The sequence below is a fragment of the Sphaerotilus sulfidivorans genome (assembly GCF_013426975.1).
GTDB lineage: Bacteria > Pseudomonadota > Gammaproteobacteria > Burkholderiales > Burkholderiaceae_C > Sphaerotilus > Sphaerotilus sulfidivorans.
Window position 1 is genome coordinate 59621 of record NZ_JACCPY010000011.1, and the last position, 25530, is coordinate 85150.

The following is a 25530-nucleotide window of genomic DNA, read 5'->3' on the forward strand; positions in this document are numbered from 1 at the left end:
CTATCATCTCGCCTTTTCCCTTCCGCCCTGGCCCGTGTCCCGCCCCACCATGACCCCGCCCCTCCTGCCGCCGCTGGCGCAGGCTCGCCGATGAGCTCGCGCGGCCCGGCGCAGATCGCCGACCTGCATCGCTTCGACTGCATCATCGACGCGCGCTCGCCGTCGGAATATGCGCTCGACCACATTCCCGGCGCGATCAACTGCCCCTCGCTCGACGACGAGGAGCGCCGCATCGTCGGCACGATCTACAAGCAGCAGGGCGCCTTCGAGGCGCGGCGGGTCGGCGGCGCGATGGTGGCGGCCAACCTGGCACGCCACCTGCGCGAGCGCTTCGCCGACATGCCGGCAAGCTGGCGCCCGCTCGTCTACTGCTGGCGCGGCGGCCTGCGCAGCGGCTCGATGGTGAACTGGTGGCGGCTGGTGGGCTGGGACGCGCAGCAGCTCGCCGGCGGCTACAAGCGCTGGCGTCAGCATGTGATCGCGCAGATCGACGCGATCGCGCCGCAGCTCGATCTGCGGGTGGTCTGCGGCCCCACCGGCAGCGCCAAGACCCGCGTGCTGCAGGCGCTGGCCGCGCAGGGCGAGCAGGTGCTCGACCTGGAGGGCCTGGCCTGCCACAAGGGCTCGCTGCTGGGCGCGCTGCCCGGCGTCGAGCAGCCCTCGCAGAAGGCCTTCGAGACGCAGCTGGCGGTGCAGCTCGAGCGGTTCGACCTGGGCCGGCCGGTCCATGTCGAGGCCGAGAGCCGCCGAATCGGCCGCATCGCGCTGCCGACCGCGCTGATCGAGCGCATGCGCGCGGCCGTCTGCCTCGAGATCGAGGCCGGCGCCGCGGCGCGGCTGGACTATCTGCTCGAGGACTATGCCTACCTGGGCGACGAGCCCGAGCAGCTCGCCTCGCGCCTCGAGATGCTGCGCGAGCTGCACAGTCGCGAGACGATCGCGCGCTGGCAGGACTGGGCGCGCACCCGCGCGCTGCGCCCGCTCTTCGACGAGCTGAGCCGGCTGCACTACGACCCGGCCTACGGCCGCTCGCAGGCGGCGCATTTCCGCCGCTGGGCCGAGCGGCGCACGGTCGCTGCCGACACGCTGGACGCGGCCGGCATCGAGCGGGTGGCGCAGGCGCTGCGCGCGCTGGGCTGAAGGGGGCACAGGCATGGCACGGGAACTGCGCCTGCACGGCGTCGGCCGCCGCTGGGGCGATCGCGAGGTGCTCTCCAGCATCGACCTGACGCTGCGCGCCGGCGAGCGGGTGGCGCTGATCGGCCCGAGCGGTGCGGGCAAGTCGACGCTGCTGCGGCTGATGGCCGGCGCGCTGCGCCCGACCCAGGGCCGCATCGAGGTCGACGGCCGCGATCTGGCGCAGATGCCCTGGCGCGCGCTGCAGGCGCACCGCGCCCGCTGCCGCATCGTCGAGCAGCAGAACCTGCTGGTGCCGCAGTCGAGCGTGCACGACAACATCGTCGCCGGGCTGCTGTCGCACTGGCCGGCCTGGCGCACGCTGCTGGCGGCGCTGTGGCCGCTGGAGCGCGAGCGCGTCGCCGCGCTGCTGCAGGCGGTCGATCTGGCCGGGCTGCAGTGGGCGCCGGCGGCCACGCTCAGCGGCGGGCAGATGCAGCGCGTGGCGCTGGCGCGCGCGCTGGTGTCGGGCCCGCGCCTGCTGCTGGCCGACGAGCCGACCGCCTCGCTCGATCCGCGCACCGCGCGCCAGATCACCCGGCTGATCGTCGATCAGGCCAGGGGCGGCGACATGGCGCTGGTGTTCTGCACCCACTGGTTCGACATCGTACGCAGCGACTGCACCCGCGTCATCGGCCTGCGCGACGGCCGCCTGCTGTTCGATGCCCCGCCGGCCGAGATCGACGAGACCCGCCTGGCCCAGCTCTATGCCGGCAGCGATGAACGGCTCTGACCCGGTGCTGCGCTCGCGGCTGCTGACGCTGCTGCTGGTGCTGGCGGTGCTGCTCTCGGGCGGGGTGGCGCTGCCGCTCACCGGCGCCGAACCCGCGAAGCTGTTCGATGCCGAGGGGCTGAAGAACGCCGGCGACATCCTCTCCGGCCTGGCGCGGCCGGACTTCTCGGCCGAGTTCCTCGCGCGGGTGCTGGAGCTTTCGCTCGAGAGCCTGCTGATCGGCGTGCTGGGCACGGTGATGGCCACCGCGCTGGGCACGCTGCTGGCCCTGGCGGCGATCCGCGTGCCCGATCTGGACGATCCGCCGCAGCGCCTGCCGGCGTGGTGGCGGGGCTTGGGCGCGCTGATGCGCCAGATGGCGCGGCTGCTGCTGAACTTCTTCCGCTCGGTGCCGGAGATCGTCTGGGCCTATCTGTTCGTGCAGCTGCTCGGCCTGGGGCCGGGCGCGGCGGTGCTGGCCATCATGCTGACGGTGGGCGGCAACATCGGCAAGCTCTACGCCGAGCTGGCCGAGGCGCTCGAACCCGCCGCGATCCGCGCGCTGCGCGCCACCGGCGCCTCGCGCGGCGCGGTGCTGCTGCACGCGGTGCTGCCGCAGGTGCGCCGCGCCTGGACCGGCTACGCGCTGTTCTGCCTGGAATGCAACATCCGCATCGGCTCCATCCTGGGCGTGGTCGGTGCCGGCGGCCTGGGCAGCGAGATCGCGCTGAGCCTGCGCTATTTCCAGTACGACAAGCTGGCGACGACGCTGCTGGCGGTGCTGGTCTTCGTCGTCGCGCTGGAGGCGCTGGGCGCGCGGCTGCGGCGCTGGCCCCTGCAGCGCACGCTTGCGCTGGCCGGCCTGGGCACGGCAGCGGCGCTGTGGCGGCTGGAGATCGCCTGGGCGGATCTGTGGAGCGGCTCGTCGGTGGCGCTGCTGAGCTTCGAGCATCTGGCGCCGGACGCCGCCTTCATGCGCACCGTGGCGCTGCAGACCGGCGAGACGGTGCTGATGGCCTGGGCGGCGACGCTGGCCTCGGCGCTGGGCGCGGCGGTGCTGGCCCCGCTGGCGGCGGCGCACCTGAGCACCGGCAGCTTCCTGCCCGATCCGCCGCGTCCGGCCTGGCCGCGCCGGCTTGTGCTGTGGGCCGGGCGCCAGTCGGCGCGTGCGGTGCTGCAGCTCACCCGGGTGATGCCGGAGCTGACGCTGGCCCTGGTCTTCGTCGTCTGGGTCGGCGGCGGGCCGCTGGCGGGCATCCTGGCCATCGCGGTGCACAACCTCGGCGTGATGGGCCGCCTGTTCGCCGACGTGCTCGACGAGGCCGAGCCAGGGCCGCCGGCGGTGCTGCAGGCACAGGGCGCCGGGCGGCTGGCGGTCTTCGTCGCCGGCGTCTGGCCGCAGGTGCGCGCGCGGCTGGCGGCCTTCGCGCTCTACCGCTTCGAGGTCAATGTGCGTGCCACCACGATGGTGGGCTTCGTCGGTGCCGGCGGCATCGGCGACGCGCTGCACACCGCCATCAGCCTTTTCCATGTGCGCGACCTGACGCTGCTGCTGATCGTGCTGCTGAGCCTGGTCGCGCTGGTCGACCTGATCGGCGACCGCCTGCGCGCGCGCCTGCTCGCCACCCCCGGCCGCGGCCCGCGCTGCGCGCCGTCCGTCCTCTCCCCTTCCTCCTCCGGAGCCTTTCCCGCATGAACCTGCCCCGCCGCACCCTGATCGCCCTGTCCTCGCTGCTGGCCCTGTCCGCGCTGGCGCCGCTGGCACAGGCCCAGGAGACCGTCATCCGCGTCTCCGGCATCCCGGACGAGAACCCGACCGAGCTGGCGCGCAAGTACAAGCCGCTGGTCGACCAGCTGCAGAAGCACCTCGGCGTCAAGGTCGTCTACGTGCCGGTGATCGACTACGGCGCCGCGGTCTCGGCGCTGGGCGCCGGCAAGATCGACTTCGCCTGGCTGGGCGGCTTCACCTTCGTGCAGGCCAAGGTGATGTCGGGCGCGCGGCCGGTGGTCATGCGCGACATCGACCGCGAGTTCCACAGCGTCTTCATCGCCAGCAGCACCTCCGGCATCACCAAGCCCGAGGAGCTGCGGGGCAAGAGCTTCGCCTTCGGCTCGAAGTCGTCCACCTCGGGCCACCTGTTCCCGCGCCATTTCCTCGAGACCACCTGGCGTATCGACCCGGACAAGGACTTCGCCGGCGCGCCCGTCTACAGCGGCGCGCATGACGCCACCGTGAAGATGGTCGAGTCGGGCAAGGTGCAGGCCGGCGCGGTCAACATCGAGGTCTGGAAGCGCATGGAAGCCAAGCAGCAGTTCGACCCGGCCAAGGTGCGGGCGATCTGGACCACGCCGGCCTTCGTCGACTATGTCTGGGCCGCGCGCAAGGACCTGCCGGCCGAGACGGTGAAGAAGTTTGCCGACGCCTTCCTGACGCTGGACATGAACGATCCGGCCGAGAAGGCGGTGCTCGAGCTGCAGGGCGCGAAGAAGTTCGTGCCGGCGAAGGCCGAGGACTTCGCCATCATCGAGCAGGTGGGCCGCTCCACCGGCCTGCTGAAGTGAGGGCGGCCATGACGACCGCACCGGCCACTGCGCCCGCGCCCGCTCACCCGCCGCTGTCGCAGCTCGCCCACGGCGGCGGCTGCGGCTGCAAGCTCGCGCCCGGCGTGCTCTCCGAGATTCTGGCGCGCACACCGCAGGGGCTGATTCCGCCGGAGCTGATCGTGGGTCTGGAGACCAGCGACGACGCCGCGGTCTGGCGCCTGGACGAGCGCCACGCCATCGTCGCCACCACCGACTTCTTCACCCCGATCGTCGACGATCCGCGCGACTTCGGCCGCATCGCCGCGACCAATGCGCTGTCCGACATCTACGCGATGGGCGGGCGGCCGATCTTCGCGCTGGCCCTGGTCGGCATGCCGATCCAGAAGCTCTCGACCGAGACGATCGGCGCGATCCTGGAGGGCGGTGCCAGCGTCTGCCGCGAGGCCGGCATCCCGATCGCCGGCGGCCACTCGATCGACGCGGCCGAGCCGATCTACGGCCTGGTCGCGATCGGCCTGGTCGCGCCCGACCAGGTGCGGCGCAATGCCGACGCGCGCCCCGGCGACTGCCTGGTGCTGGGCAAGCCGATCGGCGTGGGCGTGCTGTCGGCGGCGCTCAAGCGCGGCCTGCTCGATGAGGCGGGCTATGCGCGCATGCGCGCGCCGATGACGCAGCTCAACGCGGTCGGCACCACGCTGGCCGCGCTGCCGGCGGTGCACGCGATGACCGATGTGACCGGCTTCGGGCTGCTCGGCCATCTGCTGGAGGTCTGCCGCGGCTCCGGGCTGGACGCGACGCTCGACCTCGCCACGGTGCCGGTGCTGGACGACGCGCGCCACTTCGCCCAGGACGGCATCTTCACCGGCGCCTCCACCCGCAACTGGGCCAGCTACGGCGCCGAGGTGGCGCTGCCGGCCGATCTGCCGGAAGCCCAGCGCGCGCTGCTGACCGATCCGCAGACCAGCGGCGGCCTGCTGGTGAGCTGCGCGCCCGAGGCGCTGGACGAGGTGCTGGCCACCTTCCGCGCCGCCGGCTTCGCCGAAGCGGCCTGCGTCGGGCGGATGCAGGCGCGCGGCGACGCGGTCGCGCGGGTGCAGGTGAAAGGCTGAACCGGAACGGCCGAACGATCTCGGGGCAGCGCTCAGCGCCGCCACAGCACCCGCAGATGCATCGGCCGGGTGAAGTTGGCGCCGTCGGCGCGCTGGTGCGGTGCATAGGCAACGCGCACCCGCTCGGTCAGTGCGGCATCGACATGATGGTCGGCGAAGCTCGGATGCAGCATCCGGCGCTCGAAGGCTGCGAAGTCGGCGAAGTGCACCGGCATCTCGAAATGGCGCTGCTCGCCGGCACGCCAGAGACTGTCGGGTCGTGCCAGTGCCCGGTCGAGGGCCTGCTGCGCAGCGATTCGCACCTCGCGTTCGTCGTTGAACAGTCGCACGATCTCGTTGAGCGCACCGTCGTAGACCGGCTCCGAGACATGCAGCCAGCCTCCCGGGCGCAGCACCCGCGCGATCTCGTCGAGCGCACGGTCCATCACCGCCGGCGGCACATGGTGCAGCGACTTCAGCATCAGCACGCCGTCGAAGCAGGCATCGGGCAGCGGCATCGCCTCGGCCCCTGCCAGCAGCAGGCGCAGCCGCGGATGGGGCCGCTGCAGATTGCGTTCATGCTGGCGCGCATCGACCTCCAGGCCGGTCAGCCGGCTGTCGGGATGGCGCTCGAGCAGAGCGCGTGCCAGACGGGCGGCGCCACAGCCGACCTCCAGCAGCTCCCGCCCGGACAGGTCGAACAGCGAATCGATCAGGTCCAGCTCGTCGGCGATCAGCGGCGCCTGGGTGCCCAGGGAACTCCGGGAAATCTTGGAAAAATTGGGACTGGCAGTGGAAATGCTCATGGGAAGACTATAGCAAATATACCTTGCAGGGTATATTTGCACTCCGTGCCACTGTTTTTCCGGAGACCCTGCGATGTCCTCCCTGCTGTCGCCTTCCACCCTGGTCATCGATGTCCGCTCGCCGGCCGAGTTCGCCAGCGGCCATCTTGACGGCGCCGTCAATCTGCCGCTCGACCGGCTCGCCGGCCTGTGCGCACAGGCACTGCCGGACCACCAGGCCGACATCGTCGTCTACTGCGCCGCCGGCGGCCGCTCGGCGATGGCCTGCCGGATGCTCGGCGAACTCGGCTACCGTCGGGTGCGCGACGGTGGTGCGCTGTCGGTGCTCGCGCTGGGCTGTGGACGGCCGCTGCGCCGGGTCTGACAAGACCTGCAGCGGAGCGAAGAAACCCCATCCTGTATGGGCATAGAATTTGCAGCCATGCCCAAGCCCGCGAAGTCTGTTGCCCGTCCGCTGTCCGCCATTCTTCCCAGAACCACGCTCGACCGCTCGCGCCATGCCGCGCCGCAGGTCTTCGAGCAGCTGCGTGCGCGCATCGTCTCGATGGAACTGGCCCCCGGCAGGGTTCTGGTGCGCAGCGAGCTGGCCGAGGCCTTCGGCGTGAGCCAGACGCCGATCCGCGACGCGCTGATCAAGCTCGGCGAGGAGGGGCTGGTGCAGATCTTCGCGCAGCACGCCACCGTGGTCAGCCGCATCGACCTGGCCGCTGCCACCCAGGCGCATCTGCTGCGGCAGGCGCTGGAGCTGGAGATCGTCGAGCGCCTGGCCTGCGGCGAGGCCGACGCCGCGCTGGAGGCCCGCCTGACCGCCGCACTGGCGCGCCAGCGCGCGCTGCTGGCGCGCCAGGAGGCCACCGGCACGCTGACCGATGCGGACTGTGTCGAGTTCATCGAGGCCGACCAGGCCTTCCACCAGGCGATGTACGTCGCGCTGGGCCTGGAGGCGCTGTGGACGCTGGTGCGCCGGCAGAGCGGCCACATCGACCGGCTGCGCCGGCTGCATCTGCCCGAGGCCGGCAAGGCGGCCTCGGTGCTGCGTCAGCATGAGGCCGTGGCGGCGGCGATCGCCCGGCGCGATCCGGCCGCGGCACGCGCCGCACTGCGCGAACACCTCAGCGGCACGCTTGGCCGCATCGACGAGATCCGCAGGCTCTACCCGGAATCGGTCATCGGCTGAGCGCGGCCGGCCTCGCGCGGCGTGGCACCGGTCACCCGGCGGAACATCGCGATGAAGGCCGAGGCGCTGGCATAGCCCAGGTCCAGCGCCACGCTGGCGACCTTCTCGCCCGCCTCCAGCCGCGGCAGCGCGCGCACGATGCGCAGGCGCTGGCGCCACTCGGCGAAGCCCATGCCCAGGTCGCGCCGGCAGCGCCGCGCCAGCGTGCGCTCGGTGCTGTGCACCTGAGCGGCCCAGTCGGCCAGCGAGCGCTCGTCGCCGGGATCGGCCTCCAGCGCGGCCAGCACCGCCGCCAGCGCCGGATCGCCAGAGCGCGGCAGGTAGCTGCCGATCGCACGCGCCTGCGTCAGCCGGTCGACCAGCACCTGCATCAGCCGCTGCTCCTCGGGGCGGGCGGGCTGCGCGGGCGGATGCTCTCGCAGGTGCTCGAGCACCGCGCGGGCGATCGGGTCGACCGCCAGCGCGCAGGGCCGGGGCGGCAGCACGCCACACAGCGCCGCATCCACATAGAGCGAACTGTGCGTCGCCGCCTGGCGGTTCAGGCCGATGTGCTCGACCTCCGGCGGCAGCCAGATGCCGAACTGCGGCGGCGCCAGGAAGGTCTGCGCGCCGATCATCTGCACCTCCATCAGCCCGCTGAAGGAATAGACGAACTCGCCCCAGGCGTGGCGATGGCGCTCGTAGCGGGCACGGGCAGGCATCGCCGCGGTGCGAAAGACCAGCGGCGCGGGCAGCGCATACGGATAGGGCGCGGCATGCAGCGTCAGGGCGGCATCGGCCTCGGGATCAGAGCGGCGCATGGGTGGAAGAAGCGAGGAGGACGGCCGCGTGAACGGCTGTCGGTGCGACGGCATCGATTGTCCGGGATTCGACATCTGCCGCATCGGCGCCAAACCAGAATCCCGGCTCATGAACTCCCGACTGCCCCTGGACGGCCGTGCCGCCGCGCTGATGACCCTGCTGTGCCTGCTGTGGAGCCTGCAGCAGATCTCGATGAAGGCGGCCGCGCCGGAGATCGCGCCGATGATGATGATTGCGTTGCGCTCCGGGCTGGCCGCGCTGCTGCTGGGCGCGCTGATGGCGCGGCGGGGCGAATTGCCGCAGCTCGCCAGCGGGCGCTGGAAGCCGGGGCTGCTGGCCGGCGCGCTGTTTGCCCTCGAGTATGTGCTGGTGTCGGAGGCGCTGGCCTACACCCAGGCCGCGCATGTGCTGGTCTTTCTCTACACCTCGCCGATCTTCGCCGCGCTGGGCCTGCACCTGCGGCTGCACGAGGAGCGGCTGGCGCCGCTGCAGTGGGGCGGCATCGGGCTGGCCTTTCTCGGCATCGCGGTGGCCTTTCTCGATCCGGGCGCCGGCCTGGAGATGAACGCGCGGGTGCTGCTGGGCGACGCGATGGCGCTGCTGGCCGGCGCCGCATGGGGCGCCACCACCGTGGTGATCCGCTGCTCGCGGCTGTCGTCGGCGCCGGCCACCGAGACGCTGCTCTACCAGCTGCTGGGCGCGTTCGTGCTGCTGCTGCCGCTGGCCTGGGCCGGCGGGCGCGACCATTTCGCGCCCGGCGCCGCCGGCTGGGGCCATCTGCTGTTCCAGAGCGTGATCGTCTCCTTCGCCAGCTTCCTGGCCTGGTGCTGGCTGCTGCGGCGCTATCTGGCCTCGCGGCTGGGCGTGTTCTCCTTCCTGACGCCGCTGCTGGGCGTGCTGCTGGGCGCGGTGCTGCTGGGCGAGATGCCCTCGCACGGCTTTCTGGTCGGCGGCGTGATGGTGCTGGCCGGCATCGGCCTGGTCAGCGCGCACGGCCTGCTGGGCGAGTGGCTGGCCGCGCGGACCGCGGCGCCCGCACTGGCGAGCCCGGGCAAGCGGATGTCGGAATCGGACAAGCCCTGAGGGGGCGGACTGCCGACAGTGGAGCCCGGCGGACCGCAGCGGTCCGCGTTTCGCAAGGTGGCTCCCGATGTCCATGTCCGACTCTCCCTCGCCGCGTCGCTACGCGCTCACGCTGGCCTGCCGCAGCGCCGCCGGCCAGGTGGCCGCGGTGGCGGCCTTTCTCGGCCGGCACCAGGCCTATGTCGAGCAGTTCACCGTCTACGACGACCCGCCGACCGCGCGCTTCTTCGTGCGCGCGGTCTTCCGCCGCGCCGAGGCCCGCGCCGACGACCTCGGGCGGCTGCGCCAGGAATTCGCCGTGCTGGCGCCGCAGTGCGATGCGCTGCAGTGGCAGGTGCATGACCTGGCCCAGCCGCTGCGCGTGCTGCTGATGGTGTCCCGGCTCGACCACTGCCTGGTCGAGCTGCTGGCCGGCTGGAAGCATGGCGAGCTGCCGATGCAGCCGGTGGCCGTCGTCTCCAACCACGAGACGCTGCGCGGTCTGGCCGAGGCCCACGGCCTGCCCTTCCACTGCCTGCCGGTCACGCCCGAGACCAAGGCGGCGCAGGAAGAGCGACTGCTCGGGCTGGTGCACGACACCGGCGCCGATCTGGTGGTGCTGGCGCGCTACATGCAGGTGCTGTCGGATGCGCTGTGCACCCGCCTGGCAGGCCGGGTCATCAACATCCACCACGGTTTCCTGCCGGCCTTCAAGGGCGCTCGGCCCTATCACCAGGCCTTCGAGCGTGGCGTGAAGCTCATCGGCGCCACCGCCCACTTCGCCACGCCCGACCTCGACGAGGGCCCGATCATCGAGCAGGCCACCGATCGGGTCGACCATGCGCACAGCCCGGAGGATCTGCTCGCAGTGGGCCGCCAGGTCGAGTCGACGGTGCTGTCGCGCGCGCTGCGCCAGGTGCTCGAGCACCGGGTCTTCATCAACGGCCAGCGCACCGTGGTGCTGCGCTGAGCCCGGAGGCATCATGACCATCAGCGTCTTCGACCTGTTCAAGATCGGCATCGGGCCGTCGAGCTCGCACACGGTGGGGCCGATGAAGGCCGCGCGCCTGTTCGTGCAGCGGCTCGACGCGGCCGGGCTGCTGGCGCGCGTGGCGCGCATCGAGGTGCAGCTCTACGGCTCGCTGGGCGCCACCGGGCGCGGCCACGGCTCGGACAAGGCAGTCGTGCTCGGCCTGCAGGGACACGCGCCCGACACGGTCGATGTCGACGCGGTGCCGGGCCTGCTCGAGCAGGTGCGCCTGAGCGGCCGGCTGCGCCTGGACGGCCGCCACGAGATCGCCTTCGACGAGCGGCGCGACCTGGTGCTGCACAAGCGCCGCGCGCTGCCCTTCCACGCCAACGGCATGGGCTGCGTCGCCTTCGATGCCGAGGGCCTGGAGCTGGACCGGCGCGAGTACTACTCGGTCGGCGGCGGCTTCGTCGTCAGCCATGAGGGCGGCGAGCCGGCGCTGGTCGCCGACCGCCCCGCGCTGCCGCGCCCGTTCCGCACCGGCGAGGAGCTGCTGGAGCAGACCCGCCGCCACCGCTGCAGCATCGCCGAGCTGATGCGCGCCAACGAGCGCTTCTGGCGCGATGATGCCGAGATCGATGCTGGCCTGGCACGCATCTGGCAGGTGATGCAGGACTGCGTGGTGCGCGGCTGCCGCACCGAGGGGGTGCTTCCCGGCGGCTTCAAGGTGCGTCGCCGGGCCCCCGACCTGCACCGCCACCTGCTCTCGCGCGCCGAGGCCGCGGTGGGCGACCCGCTGCTGGTCATGGACTGGGTCAACCTCTACGCGATGGCGGTCAACGAGGAGAACGCCGCCGGCGGCCGGGTCGTGACCGCCCCGACCAACGGCGCGGCCGGCATCGTGCCGGCGGTGCTGCACTACTACACCCGCTTCACCCCCGGCGCCAGCCGTGCCGGCGTCGCCGACTTCCTGCTCACTGCCGCGGCGATCGGCATTCTCTACAAGGAGAACGCCAGCATCAGCGGCGCCGAGGTCGGCTGCCAGGGCGAGGTCGGCGTGGCCTGCTCGATGGCCGCAGGCGCCCTGTGCGCGGTCATGGGCGGCACGCCCGAGCAGGTGGAGAACGCCGCCGAGATCGGCATGGAGCACCACCTGGGCCTGACCTGCGACCCGGTGGGCGGCCTGGTGCAGATCCCGTGCATCGAGCGCAACGCCATCGCCTCGGTCAAGGCGATCAACGCCGCGCGCATGGCGCTGCGGGGCGACGGCAACCACCATGTCAGCCTCGACAAGGTCATCAAGACCATGCGCGAGACCGGCGCCGACATGCTGACGAAATACAAGGAGACGGCCCGTGGCGGACTGGCGGTCAACATCGTCGAGTGCTGAACGCAGCGTCGACGACCTGACGGGCGCAGCAGCAGAGTCCCCCCCGCGTGATTCACGCCCGCTGAGCGTCGGCTTCGTGCTGATGCCCGGCTTCACGATGGTGGCCTTTTCCGGCTTCGTCGACGCGCTGCGCCTGGCCGCCGACGAGGGCGACCGCAGCCGTCCGCTGCACTGCCGCTGGAGCGTGCTGGCCGAGGAGCTGCGCCCGGTGAGCGCCAGCAACGGCATCGAGCTGATGCCCACCGAGCGCTTCCGCAATCCCTCCGGCTTCGACTATCTGGTGGTCGTCGGCGGGCTGCTGCCGGGCACGCGCCGGCTGAGCCCGGCGCTGCAGGACTTCCTGCGCCTGGCCGCTGCCCGCGCGGTGCCGCTGGTCGGGCTGTGCACCGGCTCCTTCGTGCTGGCGCGCGCCGGGCTGATGCGGGGGCGCCGCGTCTGCGTGAGCTGGTTCCATCACCAGGACTTCCTGCGCGAGTTTCCCGGCCTGCGCGCCGAGTCGCACGAGATGTTCGTGGTCGACCGCGACCGCCTGACCTGCGCCGGCGGCACCAGCGTCGTGCATCTGGCGGCCTGGCTGATCGAGCGCCACTGCGGCCGCGCGGCCGCGTCGAAGGCGCTGCGCATCCTGCTGGAGGAAGGGGCGCTTCCGGCGCGCACGCCCCAGCCCCAGCCCAGCTTCGCCGAGCGCACCGACGACCCGCGCGTGCGCCAGGCGATCTGGCTGATGGAGCAGAACCTGGCCAGCCCGATGCCGCTGCAGGAGGTGGCGCAGAGCGTCAGCATGAGCCTGCGCCACCTCGAGCGCTGCTTCCGCCAGGCCATCGGCATGGGGCCGCACGAGTTCTCGGTGCGGCTGCGGCTGCGCCATGCGCACTGGATGACGCAGCACACCCGGCTGCCGCTGTCGCAGATCGCGCTGGAATGCGGCTTCGGCGACAGCGCCGGCTTCTCGCGGCGCTTCCGCGAGGTCTTCGGCTACCCGGCCAGCGCGCTGCGCCGCGGCAAGGTCGACGCGCTGGCGATGAGCGATCCGCTGGCCCTGCCCGCGACTTGAGCCTGTCGTGATCCGACAAGAGGGTGTCGCGATGCGGCAATCGCGCCCGGGGTCGGACACGAAGAATGGACCCATCCCGATCAGCCAGGAGTCCAGACAAATGTCAGGCCAGACCTATTCATGGTGGAGCCTTTTCAAGAACGGCCTGAGCCACCACAGGACGTGGGAGCCGGCGTGGACGCGCCGGCCGCTGCAGTCCGGCTACGACGTGGTCATCATCGGCGGGGGCGGGCACGGCCTGGCCACCGCCTACTACCTCGCGAAGAACCACAAGGCGGGCCGCATCGCGGTGCTGGAGAAGGGCTACCTGGGCGGTGGCAACACCGCGCGCAACACCACCATCGTGCGCTCGAACTACCTGTGGGACGAGGCGGCGCTGCTGTACGAGCACGGCATGAAGCTCTGGGAGGGCCTGACCGAGGACCTCAACTTCAACGTGATGTTCAGCCAGCGCGGCGTCTTCAACCTGGGACACACGCTGCAGGACATGCGCGACATCGAACGCCGCGTCAACGCCAACCGGCTGCAGGGGGTGGATGCGCATGTGCTGACGCGCGACGAGGTGGCGGAGAAGATTCCGCAGCTCGACTGCAGCCGGCGCAGCCGCTATCCGGTGCTGGGCGCGAGCTGGCAGCCGCGCGCGGGCATTGCGCACCATGATGCGGTGGCGCGGGGCTTCGCACGGGCCGCGAGCCGCCTGGGCGTGGACCTGATCGAGAACTGCGAGGTGACCGGCCTGGACATCCAGGGCGGCCGCGTGCAGGGCGTGCAGACCAGCCAGGGCTATGTGAAGGCGGGCCGTGTGGGCTGCGTGGCCGCGGGCCACTCGTCGGTGCTGGCGCGCATGGCCGGCATCCGGCTGCCGATCGAGAGCCATCCGCTGCAGGCGTTCGTGAGCGAGTCGATGCAGCGCGTGATCGACACCGTCATCATGAGCAACGCGGTGCACGGCTATCTCAGCCAGTCCGACAAGGGCGAGCTGGTGATCGGCGCGGGCATCGACAGCTACCTGGGCTACGGCCAGCGCGGCAGCCCGCATGTCATCGACCACACCGCGGCGGCCATCATCGAGCTGTTCCCGCAGTTCTCGCGGGTGCGCATGAACCGGCAGTGGGGCGGCATCGTGGACGTGTCGCCGGACGCCTGCCCGATCATCAGCAAGACGAAGGTGCAGGGCCTGTACTTCAACTGCGGCTGGGGCACCGGGGGCTTCAAGGCGACGCCAGGCTCGGGCCATGTGTTCGCGCACACCATCGCCAACGACCGGCCGCACCCGCTCAACGAGGCCTTCTCGATCGACCGCTTCCACAGCGGCCACCTGATCGACGAGCACGGCGCCGCGGCCGTGGCGCACTGAGTCCGCTCGGCCCTTCGCATCTCTTTTCCGCAGGACACCCATCCCATGCTGCGACTGCACTGCCCGCACTGCGACGAACTCCGTGACGAGGAGGAGTTCAGCTACGCCGGCGAGGCCTACATCGCCCGCCCCGAGAACCCCGCCGAGGTCGACGACGCGACCTGGGGCGACTACCTCTTCATGCGCCGCAACCTCAAGGGCTGGTTCTGGGAGCAGTGGCAGCACTCGGCGGCGTGCCGCAAGGTGTTCGCGGTGCGCCGCCACACCGCGACCTACGAGATCTCGGGCAGCTGGACGCTGGCCGAAGGCAAGCCGCTGTTCGAGGCGGAAATGAAGGCCCAGCGCCAGGGAGAGCACGCATGACCGCGCGTCGCGTCGACATCGCCGGCACCCGCATCGACCGCCGCCGGCCGGTCCGCTTCCAGTTCGACGGCGAGGCGCTGTCGGGCTTTGCCGGCGACACGCTGGCCTCGGCGCTGCTGGCCTCGGGCAAGCTGCGCCTGGCGCGCAGCTTCAAGTACGGCCGCCCGCGCGGCCTGATCGGCGCCGGCCCCGAAGAGCCCAACGCGCTGGTGCAGATGGAGGAGGGCGCGCACACGGTGCCCAACATCAAGGCCACGCAGGCCGAGCTCTACGAGGGCCTGAAGGCCGGCTCGACCTCGGGCTGGCCCTCGCTGGACTTCGATCTGAAGGCCGTCATCGGCAGCGCCTCGCGCTTCATGCCGGCGGGCTTCTACAGCAAGACCTTCAAGTGGCCACGCAGCTTCTGGCCGGCCTACGAGGCGGTGATCCGCAAGTTCGCCGGCTTCGGCAGCGCACCCGTCGAGCCCGATCCGGAGCACTACGACCATCTCTACCACCATGTCGACGTGCTGGTGGTCGGGGGCGGTGCCGCCGGCCTGCTGGCGGCGCTGCAGGCCGGCCGCGCCGGGCTGAAGACGATCCTGGTCGACGAGCAGAACGAGCCGGGCGGCTGGCTGCTGTCGGACCCGGGCGCGAACATCGACGGCCGCGACCGCGATGCCTTCCTGGCCGCGACGCTGGCCGAGCTGGCGGCGATGCCGCATGTCACCTGCCTGAGCCGCACCACCGCCTTCGGCCTCTACCAGGACAACCTGGTGCTGGCGGTCGAGCTGATGCAGGACCACCTGCCGATCGGCACCCGCGACCCGCACCTGCCGCGCCAGCGGCAGCACAAGATCCGCGCCCACCAGGTGGTGCTGGCCACCGGCGCGATCGAGCGCCCGCTGGTCTTCGGCAACAACGACCTGCCCGGCGTGATGACCGTCTCGGCCGGCCAGACCTTCCTGCGCCGCTACGGCGTGCGGGTGGGCGACACGGTGGTGGTCACCGGCACCAGCGACCTGATCTACGACGCGGCCAACGCGCTGGCCGCCGCCGGCGCCCGGGTCCATGTGGTCGATCCGCGCCACAACGGCTTCGCCCGGCGCCTGGAGGCGGGCATCACCGTGCACCAGGGCTTTGCGGTGGCCGAGGCGCGCGGACGCAGCCAGGTCCGGGCCGCGCGCCTGGTCAAGCTGCACCCCGACCGCGACGAGGTCGCCGGCAGCGGCCCGACGATCCGCTGCGACGCACTGCTGAGTTCCGGCGGCCTGTCGCCCACGGTGCACCTGTTCTGCCATGACGGCCGCCGCCCGACCTGGGACGAGCGCGTCGCCGCCTTCGTCGCGCCGCGCCAGGGCCGCGAGGGCGTGGCCTGCGTCGGTGCGGTCACCGGCGCCTTCGAGCTGCAGGAGTCGCTGGCCCAGACCACCGAGGCGATGCAGCAGGTGCTGCGCCTGCTGGGCACGCCGGCGCTGCTGGCCGCGCCGGTGTGCCGCAGCGCGCCGCGCCAGGGCGCACGCCCGATGTTCCGCGTGCCCGACGGCCGCCCCGAGGGCACCGGCGCCAAGGCCTTCGTCGACTACCAGAACGATGTCACCGCCGCCGACATCGAGCTGTCCATCCGCGAGAACTGGCAGCACATCGAGCATGTCAAGCGCTTCACCGCCCTGGGCTTCGGCACCGACCAGGGCAAGCTGTCCAATGTCAACGGCTTCGTCATCGCCGCGCGGGCGCTGAAGCGCCCGGTCGCCGAGGTCAGCACCACCACCTACCGCCCCGCCTACACCCCGGTGAGCCTCGGCGCGCTGGCCGGCACGATGGAGGGCGAGACCTTCGATCCGGTGCGCACCACCGCGATCCACGCCAGCCATGTCGCCCGCCAGGCCGAGCTGGAGCCGGTCGGCAACTGGATGCGCCCCTGGTACTTCCCCAAGAAGGGCGAGGACATGCACGCCGCGGTGGCGCGCGAGTGCCGCGCCGCGCGCTCCGGCGTGGCCGTCATGGACGCCTCCACGCTGGGCAAGATCCAGATCGACGGGCCGGACGCGCGCGAGTTCCTCAACCGCGTCTACGCCAACGCCTGGAGCCAGCTCGCGCCGGGCAAGTGCCGCTACGGCCTGATGCTCGACGAGAACGGCATGGTCATGGACGACGGCGTCACCGCCTGCATCCACGACCAGCAGTTCTACATGACCACCACCACCGGGGGCGCCGCCAAGGTGCTCAACTGGCTGGAGCGCTGGCACCAGACCGAGTGGCCCGAGCTGCGGGTCTGGATGACCTCGGTCACCGACCACTGGTCCACCGTCGCCCTCGTCGGCCCGAAGTCCCGCCAGGTGCTCGCCCGGCTGTGCAAGGACATCGATCTCTCGCCGGAGAAGTTCAAGTTCATGGACTGGCGCGCCGGCACCGTCGCCGGCCTGCCCTGCCGGGTCTTTCGCATCAGCTTCTCGGGCGAGGTGAGCTACGAGCTCAACGTCGAGTCCGGCTACGGCCAGGCGCTCTGGGAAGCGGTGATGGAAGCCGGCGCCGACTTCGACATCACCCCCTACGGCACCGAGAGCATGCATGTGCTGCGCGCCGAGAAGGGCTTCATCATCGTCGGCCAGGACACCGACGGCTCGATGAGCCCGCACGACCTGGCCATGGGCTGGGCGGTGAGCACCAAGAAGAAGTACAGCTTCCTGGGCCAGCGCTCGCTCTCGCGCAGCGACACCGCCCGCACCGACCGCAAGCAGCTCGTCGGCCTGATGCCCGAGGACCCCGCCCTGGTGCTGGCCGAAGGCGCGCAGATCCTCGAGAGCACCGACACCAGCCAGACGCCGACGCCGATGCTCGGCCATGTCACCAGCAGCTACCTCAGCCCCGAGCTGGGCCGCTCGATCGCGATGGCGGTCGTGCGCGGCGGCGCCCAGCGCGAGGGCCAGCGCCTCTTCGCGATGGCCGGCGGCCGCATCACCCCGGTCAAGGTCGTCTCGCCCGTCTTCGTCGATCCCAAGGGAGAACGTCAACATGCCTGAACTCCGCTCCCCGCTGGCCCATCTGCCGCTCGGCCCGGCCACCCGCGAGCCCGCCGCCCTCACCGCCGCCGAGCTGCCCGACCTGGGCTACCTCGTGCTGCGCGGCCGCCAGGACGACCCCGCCTTCATGGCCGCCACCGCCGCGGTGCTGGGCGCGCCGCTGCCCGGCCGCCCGCGCTCGGTGCTGCGCGCCCCCGCCGGCGTCGTCCTCTGGCAGTCGCCCGACGAGTGGTGGCTGCTGTGCGCCCGCGACCAGCGCGACCGCCTGCTCTCCAGCCTGCAGGCCGCGCTGGCCGGCTGCTTCGCCCAGGTCGTCGACAACAGCGGCGGCTTCACCTCGCTGCGCGTCTCGGGCCTGCCGCACCTGCAGCTGCTGCGCCACCTCACGCCCTACGACGTCGAGGCGCTGCCCGCCGGCGACTGCGTCTCCACCGTCGTCAGCAAGGCCTCGATGACCATCCTGCGCAGCGACGCCGCAGGCGTCGCGCTGGTCTTCCGCCGCAGCTTCGCCGACTACCTCTGGCGCCTGATCGAGCGCAGCGCCCGCCCCTACGGCCTGCGCCTCGTCGAGGCCCGCCAGTGCCCCGACACCCTGCTCTCGCCGCTGCTCGCCGCCCAGCCGGCGCAGGCGCCGGCGCCGGCGCCGGGACAGCGCCGGGCCGCCTGAGCTTCGCCGACCTTTTCTTCTCGCAGATCGAACAAAGGACCCCGCACTCATGAAACGACGCACTGCTCTCTCCGGCCTGCGGCTCGCGCCGCTGGCCCTGGCGCTCGGTCTGGGCCTGACGCTGTCGGCGCAGGCCCAGGACGTGGTGAAGATCGGCTTCACCGGCCCGCTCTCGGGCGGCCAGGCCGCCTACGGCGCCGACAACCGCGACGGCCTGCTGCTGGCGGTCAAGGAGCTCAACGCCCGCGGCGTGCAGGTGGGCGGGCGCAAGGTCAGCTTCGAGGTGGTCGTGCAGGACGATGCGGCCGACCCGCGCCAGGGCGTGGCGGTCGCGCAGCTGCTGGCCGACGCGCATGTGCGCTATGTCGTGGGCCCCTACAACTCGGGCGTGGCCATTCCGGCCGGCCGCGTCTACAACGACGCCGGCATGCTGATGCTGACGGTGGCCTCCAACCCGAAGGTCACGCAGCTCGGCTATCCGCGCCTGTTTCGCGTCGGCGTCAATGACGCGCAGGTCGGCGTGTCGATGGCGGTGCATGCGGCCACGAAGATGAAGGCCCGGACGGTGGCGGTGATCGACGACCGCACCGCCTACGGCCAGGGCCTGGTCGAGGAGTTCGTGGCCGAGGCCAAGCGCCAAGGCATGACCGTGGTGCGCCAGGAGTACACCACCGACAAGGCCACCGACTTCACCGCGATCCTCAGCTCGATCCGCGCCGCCCAGCCCGACGTGGTCTTCTATGGCGGCTACTCCTCGCAGGCCGGGCCGATGCTGCGCCAGATGGTCACGCAGGGCATCCGCGCGCCGCTGCTCGGCGGCGACGGCATCTGCACCACCGAGACCAGCCGGCTCAGCGGCGGCAGTCTGGCCGACGGCCGGGTGTTCTGCAGCCAGGCCGGCGTGGTGCTGGACCAGGCCGATGCGGGCCGCGCCTTCGCGGCGAAGTACCGCGCCGCCTACCAGCGCGATCCGCTGACCTACGCGGTGTCCTTCTACGACGCGGCGATGCTGCTGGCCGACGCGATGCAGAAGACCGGCTCGACCGATCCGGGCAAGCTGGCCGAGCAGCTCGCCGCCGGCCGCTATGTCGGCGTGGCCGGCGAATACGCCTTCAACGCCGCGCATGACCTGAAGCAGTCGCCGGTGAGCGTCTACGGCTTCAAGGGCGGTCAGCCGCAGGTGCTGGGGCGCTGAGTCCGCGCGGCGCCAGGACAGGAAAGGGCCGGGGCAAAACCCCGGCCCTTTTGGCGTCGGATGAGGCGGATTACTTGCCCGCCGCAGCCACCCAGCGGTTGACCTGCTCGCCATGCGAGGCGATGTAGGCCGCGGCCTCCTTGGCGGCATTGCTGTCGCGGGCCTTGAGCATCACGCCCTCCAGGTCGGCCAGCGAGATCTTCAGGTTGCGGATGAAGGCCGCGGCCGCGGGAAAGTCGGCGCTGAAGCCCTTGCGTGCCAGCGCGTGGATCGACTCGGCGCCGCCCAGCGCCTGCTTCGGGTCCTCGAGATAGCGCAGCTTGTACTGCGAGAACATCCAGTGCGGCGACCAGGTGGTGACGACGATCCACTGCTTGCGCTGGATCGCGCGGTCCAGCGCCGAGACCATCGCCGCATCCGACGCGGTCAGCAGCTTGTAGTCGAGGCCGTAGGTCTTGATCGCGGCTTCCGACAGCTTCATCAGGCCCGCGCCGGCGTCGATGCCCTGGATCTTGCCGCCGAGCTTCTCCATCACCTCCGGCTTCTTCAGATCGTCGATGGTCTTCAGCGTGGCCACCGGGATGTCGGCCGGCACCGCCCAGCCCAGCTTGGCGTCGGTGTAGAGCGCGCCGAGATTCTCGACCGAGCCCTTGACCTTCTCGTAATAGCTCTGGTGCGTGCCCGGCAGCCAGGCCATCAGCATCAGGTCGATCTGGCCGCGCTCCAGACCGGCGTACTGCAGCGCCACATCGGTCATCACCAGCTCGACCTTCTGCGCCAGGCGCTGCTCGAGAATGAGCTTGGCGATGTTCGTGACCGCCTCGGCGTCGGACCAGGCGGTCCAGCCGATGCGGATGGGCTTGGCCTGGGCCAGCACCGACAGCGGCGTGCCCGCCAGCGCCAGGGTGGTGGTCGTGCCGGCCAGGAAATGCCGGCGATTCATCAGGGCCTTGTGGTCAGTCATGGAAATGCTCCAGCAAGAGGGGTATGGGAATGGCGTGTGACCGACTCCACGTTAAGGCCGCGATGATCGCCGGGATGATCCGGGAACGACACCAAGATGTCCTGCGGCGACAAGCGCTCCATCGGGCCCGGACGGGGCGGCGGCCGGCCCTCAGCGCCGGCTTTTCCACCAGCCGGCCAGCGTCAGCAGCAGCCACAGCGACTGGCTGAAGAAGGAAGAAATGTTGAAGGCGCCGATCAGCGAGACCAGCACGCACAGCGGCCCGATCATGTTGAGCGCGACGATGCGGCGGCTGCGCGGCGACTCGTGGCGCACCTGCACCAGGAAGTGCGCAACCACATAGGCGCCCACGCCGCACAGCCCGACCAGGTCGAGCAGGCCGAGCCGGATCATGCCGGCTCGGCCTGGCGCCGCGCCGGCCGGCCCTCGGCGCGGAACCAGAGAGCGCCCGAGCGGGGCAGCGCCGGGCGACCGCGCACCGCATCGGCCAGCTTCTCGGCGATCATGATCGTCGCCGCGTTGAGGTTGCCGGTGATGATGCGCGGCATGATCGAGGCGTCGATCACCCGCAGGCCCTGCAGTCCGTGCACCCGGCCCTCGGCGTCGACCACCGCCATCGGGTCCGTCGCCTCGCCCATGCGGCAGCTGCACGAGGGATGCAGCGCGGTCTCGGCATGCTCGCGCACGAAGGCGTCGATCTCGGCATCGGTCTGGATCTGCATGCCCGGCTTGATCTCGCGGCCGCGGAAGGCGTCCATCGCCTGCTGGCCGATGATCTCGCGGGTCAGGCGCACGCCGGCGCGGAACTCGCGCCAGTCGACCTCATGGGCCATGTAGTTGAACTGCAGCCGCGGCGCCACCCGCGGGTCGCGGCTGGCCAGGCGCACGAAGCCGGTGCTGGGCGAGCGCATCGAGCCGACATGGCACTGGAAGCCGTGTGCCTTGACCGGATTGCTGCCGTCGTAGTTCATCGCCAGCGGGATGAAGTGGTACTGCAGGTTCGGCCAGGCGAACTCCTCGCTGCTGCGGATGAAGCCGCCGGCCTCGAAGTGGTTGGAGGCCGCGATCCCGGTCCCTTTCAGGTACCACTCGATGCCGATCGCCGGCTTGTTGTGCCACAGCAGCGCCGGGTAGAGCGAGACCGGCTGCAGGCATTCGTACTGCAGGTACATCTCGAGGTGGTCCTGCAGGTTCTCGCCGACGCCGGGGCGGTCGATCACCACCGGAATGCCCAGCGCGCGCAGCGCATCCGCCGGCCCCACACCCGAGCGCAGCAGCAGCTGCGGCGAGGCGATCGCGCCGCTGCTGACCAGCACCTCGCGGCGCGCACGCGCCTGCCGCATCTCGTCGCCCTGCAGCCAGGCCACGCCGACCGCGCGGCTGCCCTCGAACAGCACCCGGTCGCTCAAGGCGCGGGTGCGCACCGTCAGGTTCGGGCGCTGGCGCGCCGCGTCGAGGTAGGCCAGCGAGGTGCTGCAGCGCCGCCCGTCGGCGGTGGTGGTGCGGTCCATCGGGCCGAAGCCTTCCTGACGGTAGCCGTTCAGGTCGTCGGTGCGGGCGTAGCCGGCCTGCTCGCCCGCGCGCACGAAGGCCTCGAACAGCGGGCTGATGTCGGCCTTCGGCGTGGTGACATGCAAGGGGCCGTCGCCGCCGTGCCAGTCGTTGGCGCCCTGGTCGTGCGTCTCGGCCTTGCGGAAATAGGGCAGGCAGTCGGCGTAGCTCCAGCGCTCCAGGCCGGGCTGCTGCGCCCAGCCCTCGTAGTCCATCGGATTGCCGCGGATGTAGACCATGCCGTTGATCAGCGACGAGCCGCCCAGGCCCTTGCCGCGGCCCTGTGTCATGCGCCGGCCGCCCATGTGCGGCTCGGGCTCGGTGACATAGGCCCAGTTGTAGGTGGTGCCCTGCAGCGGATAGGCCAGCGCGGCGGGCATCTGCGTGCGCCAGTCCAGCCGCCAGTCGGGGCCGCCGGCCTCCAGCAGCAGCACCGACACGTCGGCGTCCTCGCTCAGCCGCGCGGCCAGCACGCAGCCGGCCGAGCCGGCGCCGACGACGATGTAGTCGAACTCGTCCGGGGCGGCGTCCTTCTGAACCTTCGTCATGGCGAGCCCTCCTTCAGGCGCCGAACCAGCCCGAGGCGGCCGGCGCGAGGTTGATGTAGCTGTGCTTGAGCTCGGTGTATTCGTCCAGCCCGATGCGCGCCAGCTCGCGGCCGATGCCGCTGCCCTTGAAGCCGCCCCAGGGCGCTTCCGGGAAATACGGGTGGTAGTCGTTGACCCAGACGGTGCCGAAGCGCATCGCGCGCGTCATGCGTGCCGCGCGCGCCAGGTCGCGGGTCCAGACCGCGCCGGCCAGGCCGTAGGGCGTGCCGTTGGCCAGGCGCAGCGCCTCGGTCTCGCCCGAGAAGCGCTCGACCGCCAGCACCGGGCCGAAGATCTCCTCGCGCGCGATCGTCATCGACTCGGTGACGCCGGTGACAAGCGTCGGTGCCAGCCAGAAGCCGTGCCGGAAAGACTCGCCCTGCGGCGCGCAGCCGCCCGTCAGCACCCGCGCTCCCTCGCTCACCGCCTGCTCGACCATCGCCATCAGCCGCGCGCGCTGCGCCGCCGACTGCACCGGCCCCATCTGCGTGCCAGCCTCCAGGCCGCTGCCGACCGCGATGCGCGCCATGCGCGCGGCCAGCCGCTCGACGAAGGCGTCATGCACCGTGTCCTCCACCAGCAGCCGCGAGCCCGCGGAGCAGACCTGGCCGGCGTGGAAGAAGGCGGCGTCGAGCGCGCGGTCGACCGCGATGTCCAGATCGGCGTCGGCGAAGACAATGTTGGGGTTCTTGCCGCCCAGCTCCAGCGCGACGCGCTTGAAGTTGCTGTCGGCCGCGGCCTTCATGATGTGGCGCCCGGCCGCGGCGCCGCCGGTGAAGGACACCAGGTCCACGTCGAGGCTGGCGGCCAGTTCGGCCCCGACCTCGGCGCCGCCGGTGACCAGGTTGAACACGCCCGGCGGCAGGTCCAGCTCGCCCAGCAGCCGCGCCAGGTGCAGCGTGGTCAGCGGGGTGAGCTCACTGGGCTTGAGGACGACGGTGTTGCCCGCGCCCAGCGCCGGCGCGATCTTCCAGGCCGCCTGCAGCAGCGGATAGTTCCACGGCGTGATCAGCGCGCACACGCCCACCGGCTCGCGCAGCGTGCGGCTGATGACGTGGTGCGGCGCCTCGTTGACCGCGCCGGACTCGCCCGCCACCAGCGCGCCGAAATAGCGGAAGGTCGCGGCGATGTCGCCCATGTCGGTGCGGCTCTCGGTGAGCGTCTTGCCGGTGTTGAGGGACTCCAGCCAGGCCAGATGCTCGGCGTCGCGGTCGACGAGGTCGGCGATGCGGTGCAGCAGCCGGGCGCGCTCGCGGATGTTCGTCTCCCGCCAGGGGCCGTGGTCGAAGGCGTGGCGGGCCGCGGCGATGGCGCGGCGGGTGTCCATGCGGTCGGCCTCGGCGGCCTGGGCGATCACGCGCTCGTCGATCGGGCAGATGATGTCGCGGGTGGCCTCGGCCGCGGCGGGCTGCCACTGGCCGGCGATGAGAAGCTGGGTAGGGGTCACGGGCAAATCCTGGGCTCGGGGCCGGTCGAAGACGGTCGGGGTCGGCCGATCGTGGTCCGGAAGCCGGCGGGCCGGCATTCATTTTCCGACATCGATCGGGTCGAAAACGTCACGGCCGGCGATGACCAGCGCGAGAAAGAACATGTCGCCTGCGGACAAGTCCGGCCGGCCCGACCTGCAAGAGTGCAGGCACGCTCTCTCCCCTCGACCTCACCCAACCGGACAACCGCCATGAAGTGGATGACCCCGACCCTTGTCGCGCTGGCCAGCGCAATGACGACCCTGGCCGCCGCGCCGGCGCAGGCACAGGCGCAGGAAGACGCCAGCTGCCAGAAGGTGCGCTTCGCCGATGTCGGCTGGAGCGACATCGCCGCCACCACCGGCCTGGCCTCGGTGGTGCTGAAGGCGATGGGCTACCAGCCCAGCGTGACCGTCGCCTCGGTGCCGATCACCTTCGCCGGCATCAAGAGCCGCCAGATCGACGCCTTCCTCGGCTACTGGAACCCGAGCATGACGCCGATGATGGAGCCCTTCGTCAAGGCCGGGCAGATCCAGGTGTTCGAGCGCCCGAACCTGACCGGCGCCAAGTACACGCTGGCGGTGCCGGAGTATCTTTTCGATGCCGGGCTCAAGTCCTTCAAGGACATCGCCCGCTTCGAGAAGGAGCTGGGCGGGCGCATTCTCGGCATCGAGCCGGGCAATGACGGCAACGCGCTGATCGCCGACATGATCAAGCAGAACCAGCACGGCCTGCAGAAGTTCAAGCTGGTGGAATCGTCCGAGGCCGGCATGCTCGCCGAGGTGCAGCGTGCGGTGCGCGCGAAGAAGCCGGTGGTCTTCCTGGGCTGGGAGCCGCACCCGATGAACGTGCAGGTGAAGATGAAATACCTCGAGGGCGGCGACGAGGTCTTCGGCCCGAACTACGGCGAGGCCAAGGTCTACACCGCGGTGTCCGTCGGCTACGAGGCGCGCTGCCCGAATGTCGCCACCTTCCTGCGCAACCTGCAGTTCACCACCGTGATGGAAAACGAGGTGATGCTCGACATTCTCAACAAGGCCCGCCCCGAAAAGGCAGCGCGCACCTGGCTGGCCAAGCACCCCGAGGTGCTGGGCCCATGGCTGAAGGGCGTGAAGACCCTCAAGGGCGAGGACGCCGCCCCGGTGGTGGCCAAGGCGCTGGGCGGCTGAGACCGGCGCACGCCGGGCTGTTTTGCTTGCAGGAGCCTGGAGATGCTGTCCCTGTCCGCCGCCCATGTGCACCTGACGGTGGCCATCCTCGCCGAGGTGGTCGCCACCAGCAGCCTGAAAGCATCCGACGGCCTGAGCCGCCCGCTGCCCACCGCGGTGGTCGTCATCGGCTACGCGGTCGCCTTCTATTTCCTCGCGCTGGCCCTGCGCAGCGTGCCGGTCGGCCTGGCCTACGCGATCTGGTCAGGCGCCGGCATCGTGCTGGTGTCGCTGGCCGGCTGGGCGCTGTTCGGCCAGAAGATCGATCTGGCCGGCGCAATCGGCATCACGCTGATTCTGGCGGGGGTGCTGGTGTTGAATTTGTTTTCGAGGGCGGGGCATTGAAGGGCGGGCAGCTAGGAGGCCAACAGGTTCACATCGGCGCCGCCA

At 71.3% G+C, this 25530-nt stretch carries 24 protein-coding genes; 18 read left to right on the plus strand and 6 right to left on the minus strand.

What is annotated here, in order from left to right; all coding sequences use genetic code 11:
- The first annotated feature begins 90 nt into the window (after positions 1-90).
- From mnmH to selD, 5 genes are read left to right on the plus strand one after another with little or no spacing between them, the layout of a single operon-like run.
- Positions 91-1140: a tRNA 2-selenouridine(34) synthase MnmH gene (mnmH, locus tag HZU84_RS09085; RefSeq protein WP_149505659.1), complete on the plus strand. Its 1050-nt coding sequence runs from the start codon at positions 91-93 to the stop codon at positions 1138-1140.
- Positions 1141-1153: 13 nt separating this feature from the next.
- Positions 1154-1909 (plus strand): phosphonate ABC transporter ATP-binding protein, encoded by a 756-nt coding sequence (locus tag HZU84_RS09090; protein WP_149505658.1) that lies wholly within the window; start codon positions 1154-1156, stop codon positions 1907-1909.
- The gene (locus HZU84_RS09095; RefSeq protein ID WP_180692864.1) at positions 1896-3584 is read left to right on the plus strand and encodes a PhnE/PtxC family ABC transporter permease; all 1689 of its coding nucleotides are present in this window, start codon (positions 1896-1898) and stop codon (positions 3582-3584) included. The genes HZU84_RS09090 and HZU84_RS09095 overlap by 14 nt, the downstream gene beginning before the upstream one ends.
- The gene (locus HZU84_RS09100) at positions 3581-4450 is read left to right on the plus strand and encodes a putative selenate ABC transporter substrate-binding protein (RefSeq protein WP_149505656.1); all 870 of its coding nucleotides are present in this window, start codon (positions 3581-3583) and stop codon (positions 4448-4450) included. Before HZU84_RS09095 ends, HZU84_RS09100 begins: the two co-directional genes overlap by 4 nt.
- An 8-nt stretch (positions 4451-4458) precedes the next feature.
- A complete protein-coding gene (selD, locus tag HZU84_RS09105; protein ID WP_149505655.1) occupies positions 4459-5541 on the plus strand; it encodes a selenide, water dikinase SelD in 1083 nt (360 codons plus the stop codon).
- Between the two features lie 32 nt (positions 5542-5573).
- Here the strand turns inward: selD and HZU84_RS09110 are convergent, their stop codons facing one another.
- A complete protein-coding gene (locus HZU84_RS09110) occupies positions 5574-6326 on the minus strand; it encodes a class I SAM-dependent methyltransferase (RefSeq protein ID WP_149505654.1) in 753 nt (250 codons plus the stop codon).
- A gap of 73 nt (positions 6327-6399) precedes the next feature.
- Between HZU84_RS09110 and HZU84_RS09115 the strand changes: the two genes are divergently transcribed.
- Positions 6400-6690, plus strand: coding sequence for a rhodanese-like domain-containing protein (locus tag HZU84_RS09115; RefSeq protein ID WP_149505653.1), 291 nt, complete (start codon positions 6400-6402; stop codon positions 6688-6690).
- Positions 6691-6747: 57 nt separating this feature from the next.
- Positions 6748-7503 carry a GntR family transcriptional regulator gene (locus tag HZU84_RS09120; protein WP_149505652.1) on the plus strand — a complete coding sequence of 252 codons (756 nt, stop codon included), beginning with the start codon at positions 6748-6750 and terminating at the stop codon, positions 7501-7503.
- On the opposite strand, the gene HZU84_RS09125 is transcribed toward HZU84_RS09120, so the two are convergent.
- Positions 7479-8303, minus strand: coding sequence for an AraC family transcriptional regulator (locus HZU84_RS09125; protein ID WP_149505651.1), 825 nt, complete (start codon positions 8301-8303; stop codon positions 7479-7481). The two genes, HZU84_RS09120 and HZU84_RS09125, sit on opposite strands and share 25 nt — an antisense overlap.
- 109 nt (positions 8304-8412) lie before the next feature.
- Between HZU84_RS09125 and HZU84_RS09130 the strand changes: the two genes are divergently transcribed.
- The 9 genes from HZU84_RS09130 to HZU84_RS09170 all read left to right on the plus strand — a co-directional run bounded on the left by HZU84_RS09130 (position 8413) and on the right by HZU84_RS09170 (position 19364).
- Positions 8413-9387 carry a DMT family transporter gene (locus HZU84_RS09130; RefSeq protein WP_149505650.1) on the plus strand — a complete coding sequence of 325 codons (975 nt, stop codon included), beginning with the start codon at positions 8413-8415 and terminating at the stop codon, positions 9385-9387.
- Positions 9388-9460: 73 nt separating this feature from the next.
- Positions 9461-10336, plus strand: coding sequence for a formyltetrahydrofolate deformylase (purU, locus tag HZU84_RS09135; protein ID WP_149505759.1), 876 nt, complete (start codon positions 9461-9463; stop codon positions 10334-10336).
- Positions 10337-10349: 13 nt separating this feature from the next.
- A complete protein-coding gene (locus HZU84_RS09140; RefSeq protein ID WP_149505649.1) occupies positions 10350-11726 on the plus strand; it encodes an L-serine ammonia-lyase in 1377 nt (458 codons plus the stop codon).
- Complete coding sequence (locus HZU84_RS09145) at positions 11692-12780, plus strand: GlxA family transcriptional regulator (protein WP_219340906.1); 1089 nt, start codon at positions 11692-11694, stop codon at positions 12778-12780. The genes HZU84_RS09140 and HZU84_RS09145 overlap by 35 nt, the downstream gene beginning before the upstream one ends.
- A gap of 100 nt (positions 12781-12880) precedes the next feature.
- Complete coding sequence (locus HZU84_RS09150; protein WP_149505648.1) at positions 12881-14137, plus strand: sarcosine oxidase subunit beta family protein; 1257 nt, start codon at positions 12881-12883, stop codon at positions 14135-14137.
- Positions 14138-14182: 45 nt separating this feature from the next.
- Positions 14183-14500, plus strand: coding sequence for a sarcosine oxidase subunit delta (locus tag HZU84_RS09155; RefSeq protein WP_149505647.1), 318 nt, complete (start codon positions 14183-14185; stop codon positions 14498-14500).
- A complete protein-coding gene (locus HZU84_RS09160; protein ID WP_149505646.1) occupies positions 14497-17502 on the plus strand; it encodes a sarcosine oxidase subunit alpha family protein in 3006 nt (1001 codons plus the stop codon). Before HZU84_RS09155 ends, HZU84_RS09160 begins: the two co-directional genes overlap by 4 nt.
- Positions 17495-18169, plus strand: coding sequence for a sarcosine oxidase subunit gamma (locus HZU84_RS09165; protein WP_149505645.1), 675 nt, complete (start codon positions 17495-17497; stop codon positions 18167-18169). The genes HZU84_RS09160 and HZU84_RS09165 overlap by 8 nt, the downstream gene beginning before the upstream one ends.
- Positions 18170-18218: 49 nt before the next feature.
- Positions 18219-19364 (plus strand): branched-chain amino acid ABC transporter substrate-binding protein, encoded by a 1146-nt coding sequence (locus HZU84_RS09170; RefSeq protein ID WP_149505644.1) that lies wholly within the window; start codon positions 18219-18221, stop codon positions 19362-19364.
- Between the two features lie 70 nt (positions 19365-19434).
- Here HZU84_RS09170 and HZU84_RS09175 read toward each other — a convergent pair whose 3' ends face one another.
- The 4 genes from HZU84_RS09175 to HZU84_RS09190 all read right to left on the minus strand — a co-directional run bounded on the left by HZU84_RS09175 (position 19435) and on the right by HZU84_RS09190 (position 23913).
- Positions 19435-20328 (minus strand): glycine betaine ABC transporter substrate-binding protein, encoded by an 894-nt coding sequence (locus HZU84_RS09175; RefSeq protein WP_244954570.1) that lies wholly within the window; start codon positions 20326-20328, stop codon positions 19435-19437.
- Between the two features lie 150 nt (positions 20329-20478).
- Positions 20479-20721: a CBU_0592 family membrane protein gene (locus tag HZU84_RS09180; protein WP_149505643.1), complete on the minus strand. Its 243-nt coding sequence runs from the start codon at positions 20719-20721 to the stop codon at positions 20479-20481.
- Positions 20718-22427: a choline dehydrogenase gene (betA, locus tag HZU84_RS09185; RefSeq protein ID WP_149505642.1), complete on the minus strand. Its 1710-nt coding sequence runs from the start codon at positions 22425-22427 to the stop codon at positions 20718-20720. The genes HZU84_RS09180 and betA overlap by 4 nt, the downstream gene beginning before the upstream one ends.
- Positions 22428-22440: 13 nt before the next feature.
- Positions 22441-23913 carry an aldehyde dehydrogenase family protein gene (locus tag HZU84_RS09190; protein ID WP_149505641.1) on the minus strand — a complete coding sequence of 491 codons (1473 nt, stop codon included), beginning with the start codon at positions 23911-23913 and terminating at the stop codon, positions 22441-22443.
- A 240-nt stretch (positions 23914-24153) separates the two neighbouring features.
- Between HZU84_RS09190 and HZU84_RS09195 the strand changes: the two genes are divergently transcribed.
- Both HZU84_RS09195 and HZU84_RS09200 read left to right on the plus strand, forming a co-directional pair.
- Positions 24154-25101 (plus strand): choline ABC transporter substrate-binding protein, encoded by a 948-nt coding sequence (locus HZU84_RS09195; protein WP_149505756.1) that lies wholly within the window; start codon positions 24154-24156, stop codon positions 25099-25101.
- 42 nt (positions 25102-25143) lie between these two features.
- Positions 25144-25485, plus strand: coding sequence for a DMT family transporter (locus HZU84_RS09200; RefSeq protein ID WP_149505640.1), 342 nt, complete (start codon positions 25144-25146; stop codon positions 25483-25485).
- The last annotated feature ends 45 nt before the right edge of the window (positions 25486-25530 follow it).

Bases quoted from the DNA above. Each gene is read 5' to 3' on its own strand.
- HZU84_RS09110 (WP_149505654.1), bottom strand. From the start codon at position 6,326: ATGAGCATTTCCACTGCCAGTCCCAATTTTTCCAAGATTTCCCGGAGT.
- HZU84_RS09200 (WP_149505640.1), top strand. From the start codon at position 25,144: ATGCTGTCCCTGTCCGCCGCCCATGTGCACCTGACGGTGGCCATCCTC.
- mnmH (WP_149505659.1), top strand. From the start codon at position 91: ATGAGCTCGCGCGGCCCGGCGCAGATCGCCGACCTGCATCGCTTCGAC.
- purU (WP_149505759.1), top strand. From the start codon at position 9,461: ATGTCCGACTCTCCCTCGCCGCGTCGCTACGCGCTCACGCTGGCCTGC.
- HZU84_RS09095 (WP_180692864.1), top strand. From the start codon at position 1,896: ATGAACGGCTCTGACCCGGTGCTGCGCTCGCGGCTGCTGACGCTGCTG.
- HZU84_RS09090 (WP_149505658.1), top strand. From the start codon at position 1,154: ATGGCACGGGAACTGCGCCTGCACGGCGTCGGCCGCCGCTGGGGCGAT.
- HZU84_RS09125 (WP_149505651.1), bottom strand. From the start codon at position 8,303: ATGCGCCGCTCTGATCCCGAGGCCGATGCCGCCCTGACGCTGCATGCC.
- HZU84_RS09130 (WP_149505650.1), top strand. From the start codon at position 8,413: ATGAACTCCCGACTGCCCCTGGACGGCCGTGCCGCCGCGCTGATGACC.
- HZU84_RS09155 (WP_149505647.1), top strand. From the start codon at position 14,183: ATGCTGCGACTGCACTGCCCGCACTGCGACGAACTCCGTGACGAGGAG.
- HZU84_RS09165 (WP_149505645.1), top strand. From the start codon at position 17,495: ATGCCTGAACTCCGCTCCCCGCTGGCCCATCTGCCGCTCGGCCCGGCC.
- HZU84_RS09150 (WP_149505648.1), top strand. From the start codon at position 12,881: ATGTCAGGCCAGACCTATTCATGGTGGAGCCTTTTCAAGAACGGCCTG.
- HZU84_RS09140 (WP_149505649.1), top strand. From the start codon at position 10,350: ATGACCATCAGCGTCTTCGACCTGTTCAAGATCGGCATCGGGCCGTCG.
- HZU84_RS09120 (WP_149505652.1), top strand. From the start codon at position 6,748: ATGCCCAAGCCCGCGAAGTCTGTTGCCCGTCCGCTGTCCGCCATTCTT.
- HZU84_RS09180 (WP_149505643.1), bottom strand. From the start codon at position 20,721: ATGATCCGGCTCGGCCTGCTCGACCTGGTCGGGCTGTGCGGCGTGGGC.
- selD (WP_149505655.1), top strand. From the start codon at position 4,459: ATGACGACCGCACCGGCCACTGCGCCCGCGCCCGCTCACCCGCCGCTG.
- HZU84_RS09195 (WP_149505756.1), top strand. From the start codon at position 24,154: ATGACCCCGACCCTTGTCGCGCTGGCCAGCGCAATGACGACCCTGGCC.
- HZU84_RS09170 (WP_149505644.1), top strand. From the start codon at position 18,219: ATGAAACGACGCACTGCTCTCTCCGGCCTGCGGCTCGCGCCGCTGGCC.
- HZU84_RS09175 (WP_244954570.1), bottom strand. From the start codon at position 20,328: ATGACTGACCACAAGGCCCTGATGAATCGCCGGCATTTCCTGGCCGGC.
- HZU84_RS09100 (WP_149505656.1), top strand. From the start codon at position 3,581: ATGAACCTGCCCCGCCGCACCCTGATCGCCCTGTCCTCGCTGCTGGCC.
- betA (WP_149505642.1), bottom strand. From the start codon at position 22,427: ATGACGAAGGTTCAGAAGGACGCCGCCCCGGACGAGTTCGACTACATC.
- HZU84_RS09160 (WP_149505646.1), top strand. From the start codon at position 14,497: ATGACCGCGCGTCGCGTCGACATCGCCGGCACCCGCATCGACCGCCGC.
- HZU84_RS09115 (WP_149505653.1), top strand. From the start codon at position 6,400: ATGTCCTCCCTGCTGTCGCCTTCCACCCTGGTCATCGATGTCCGCTCG.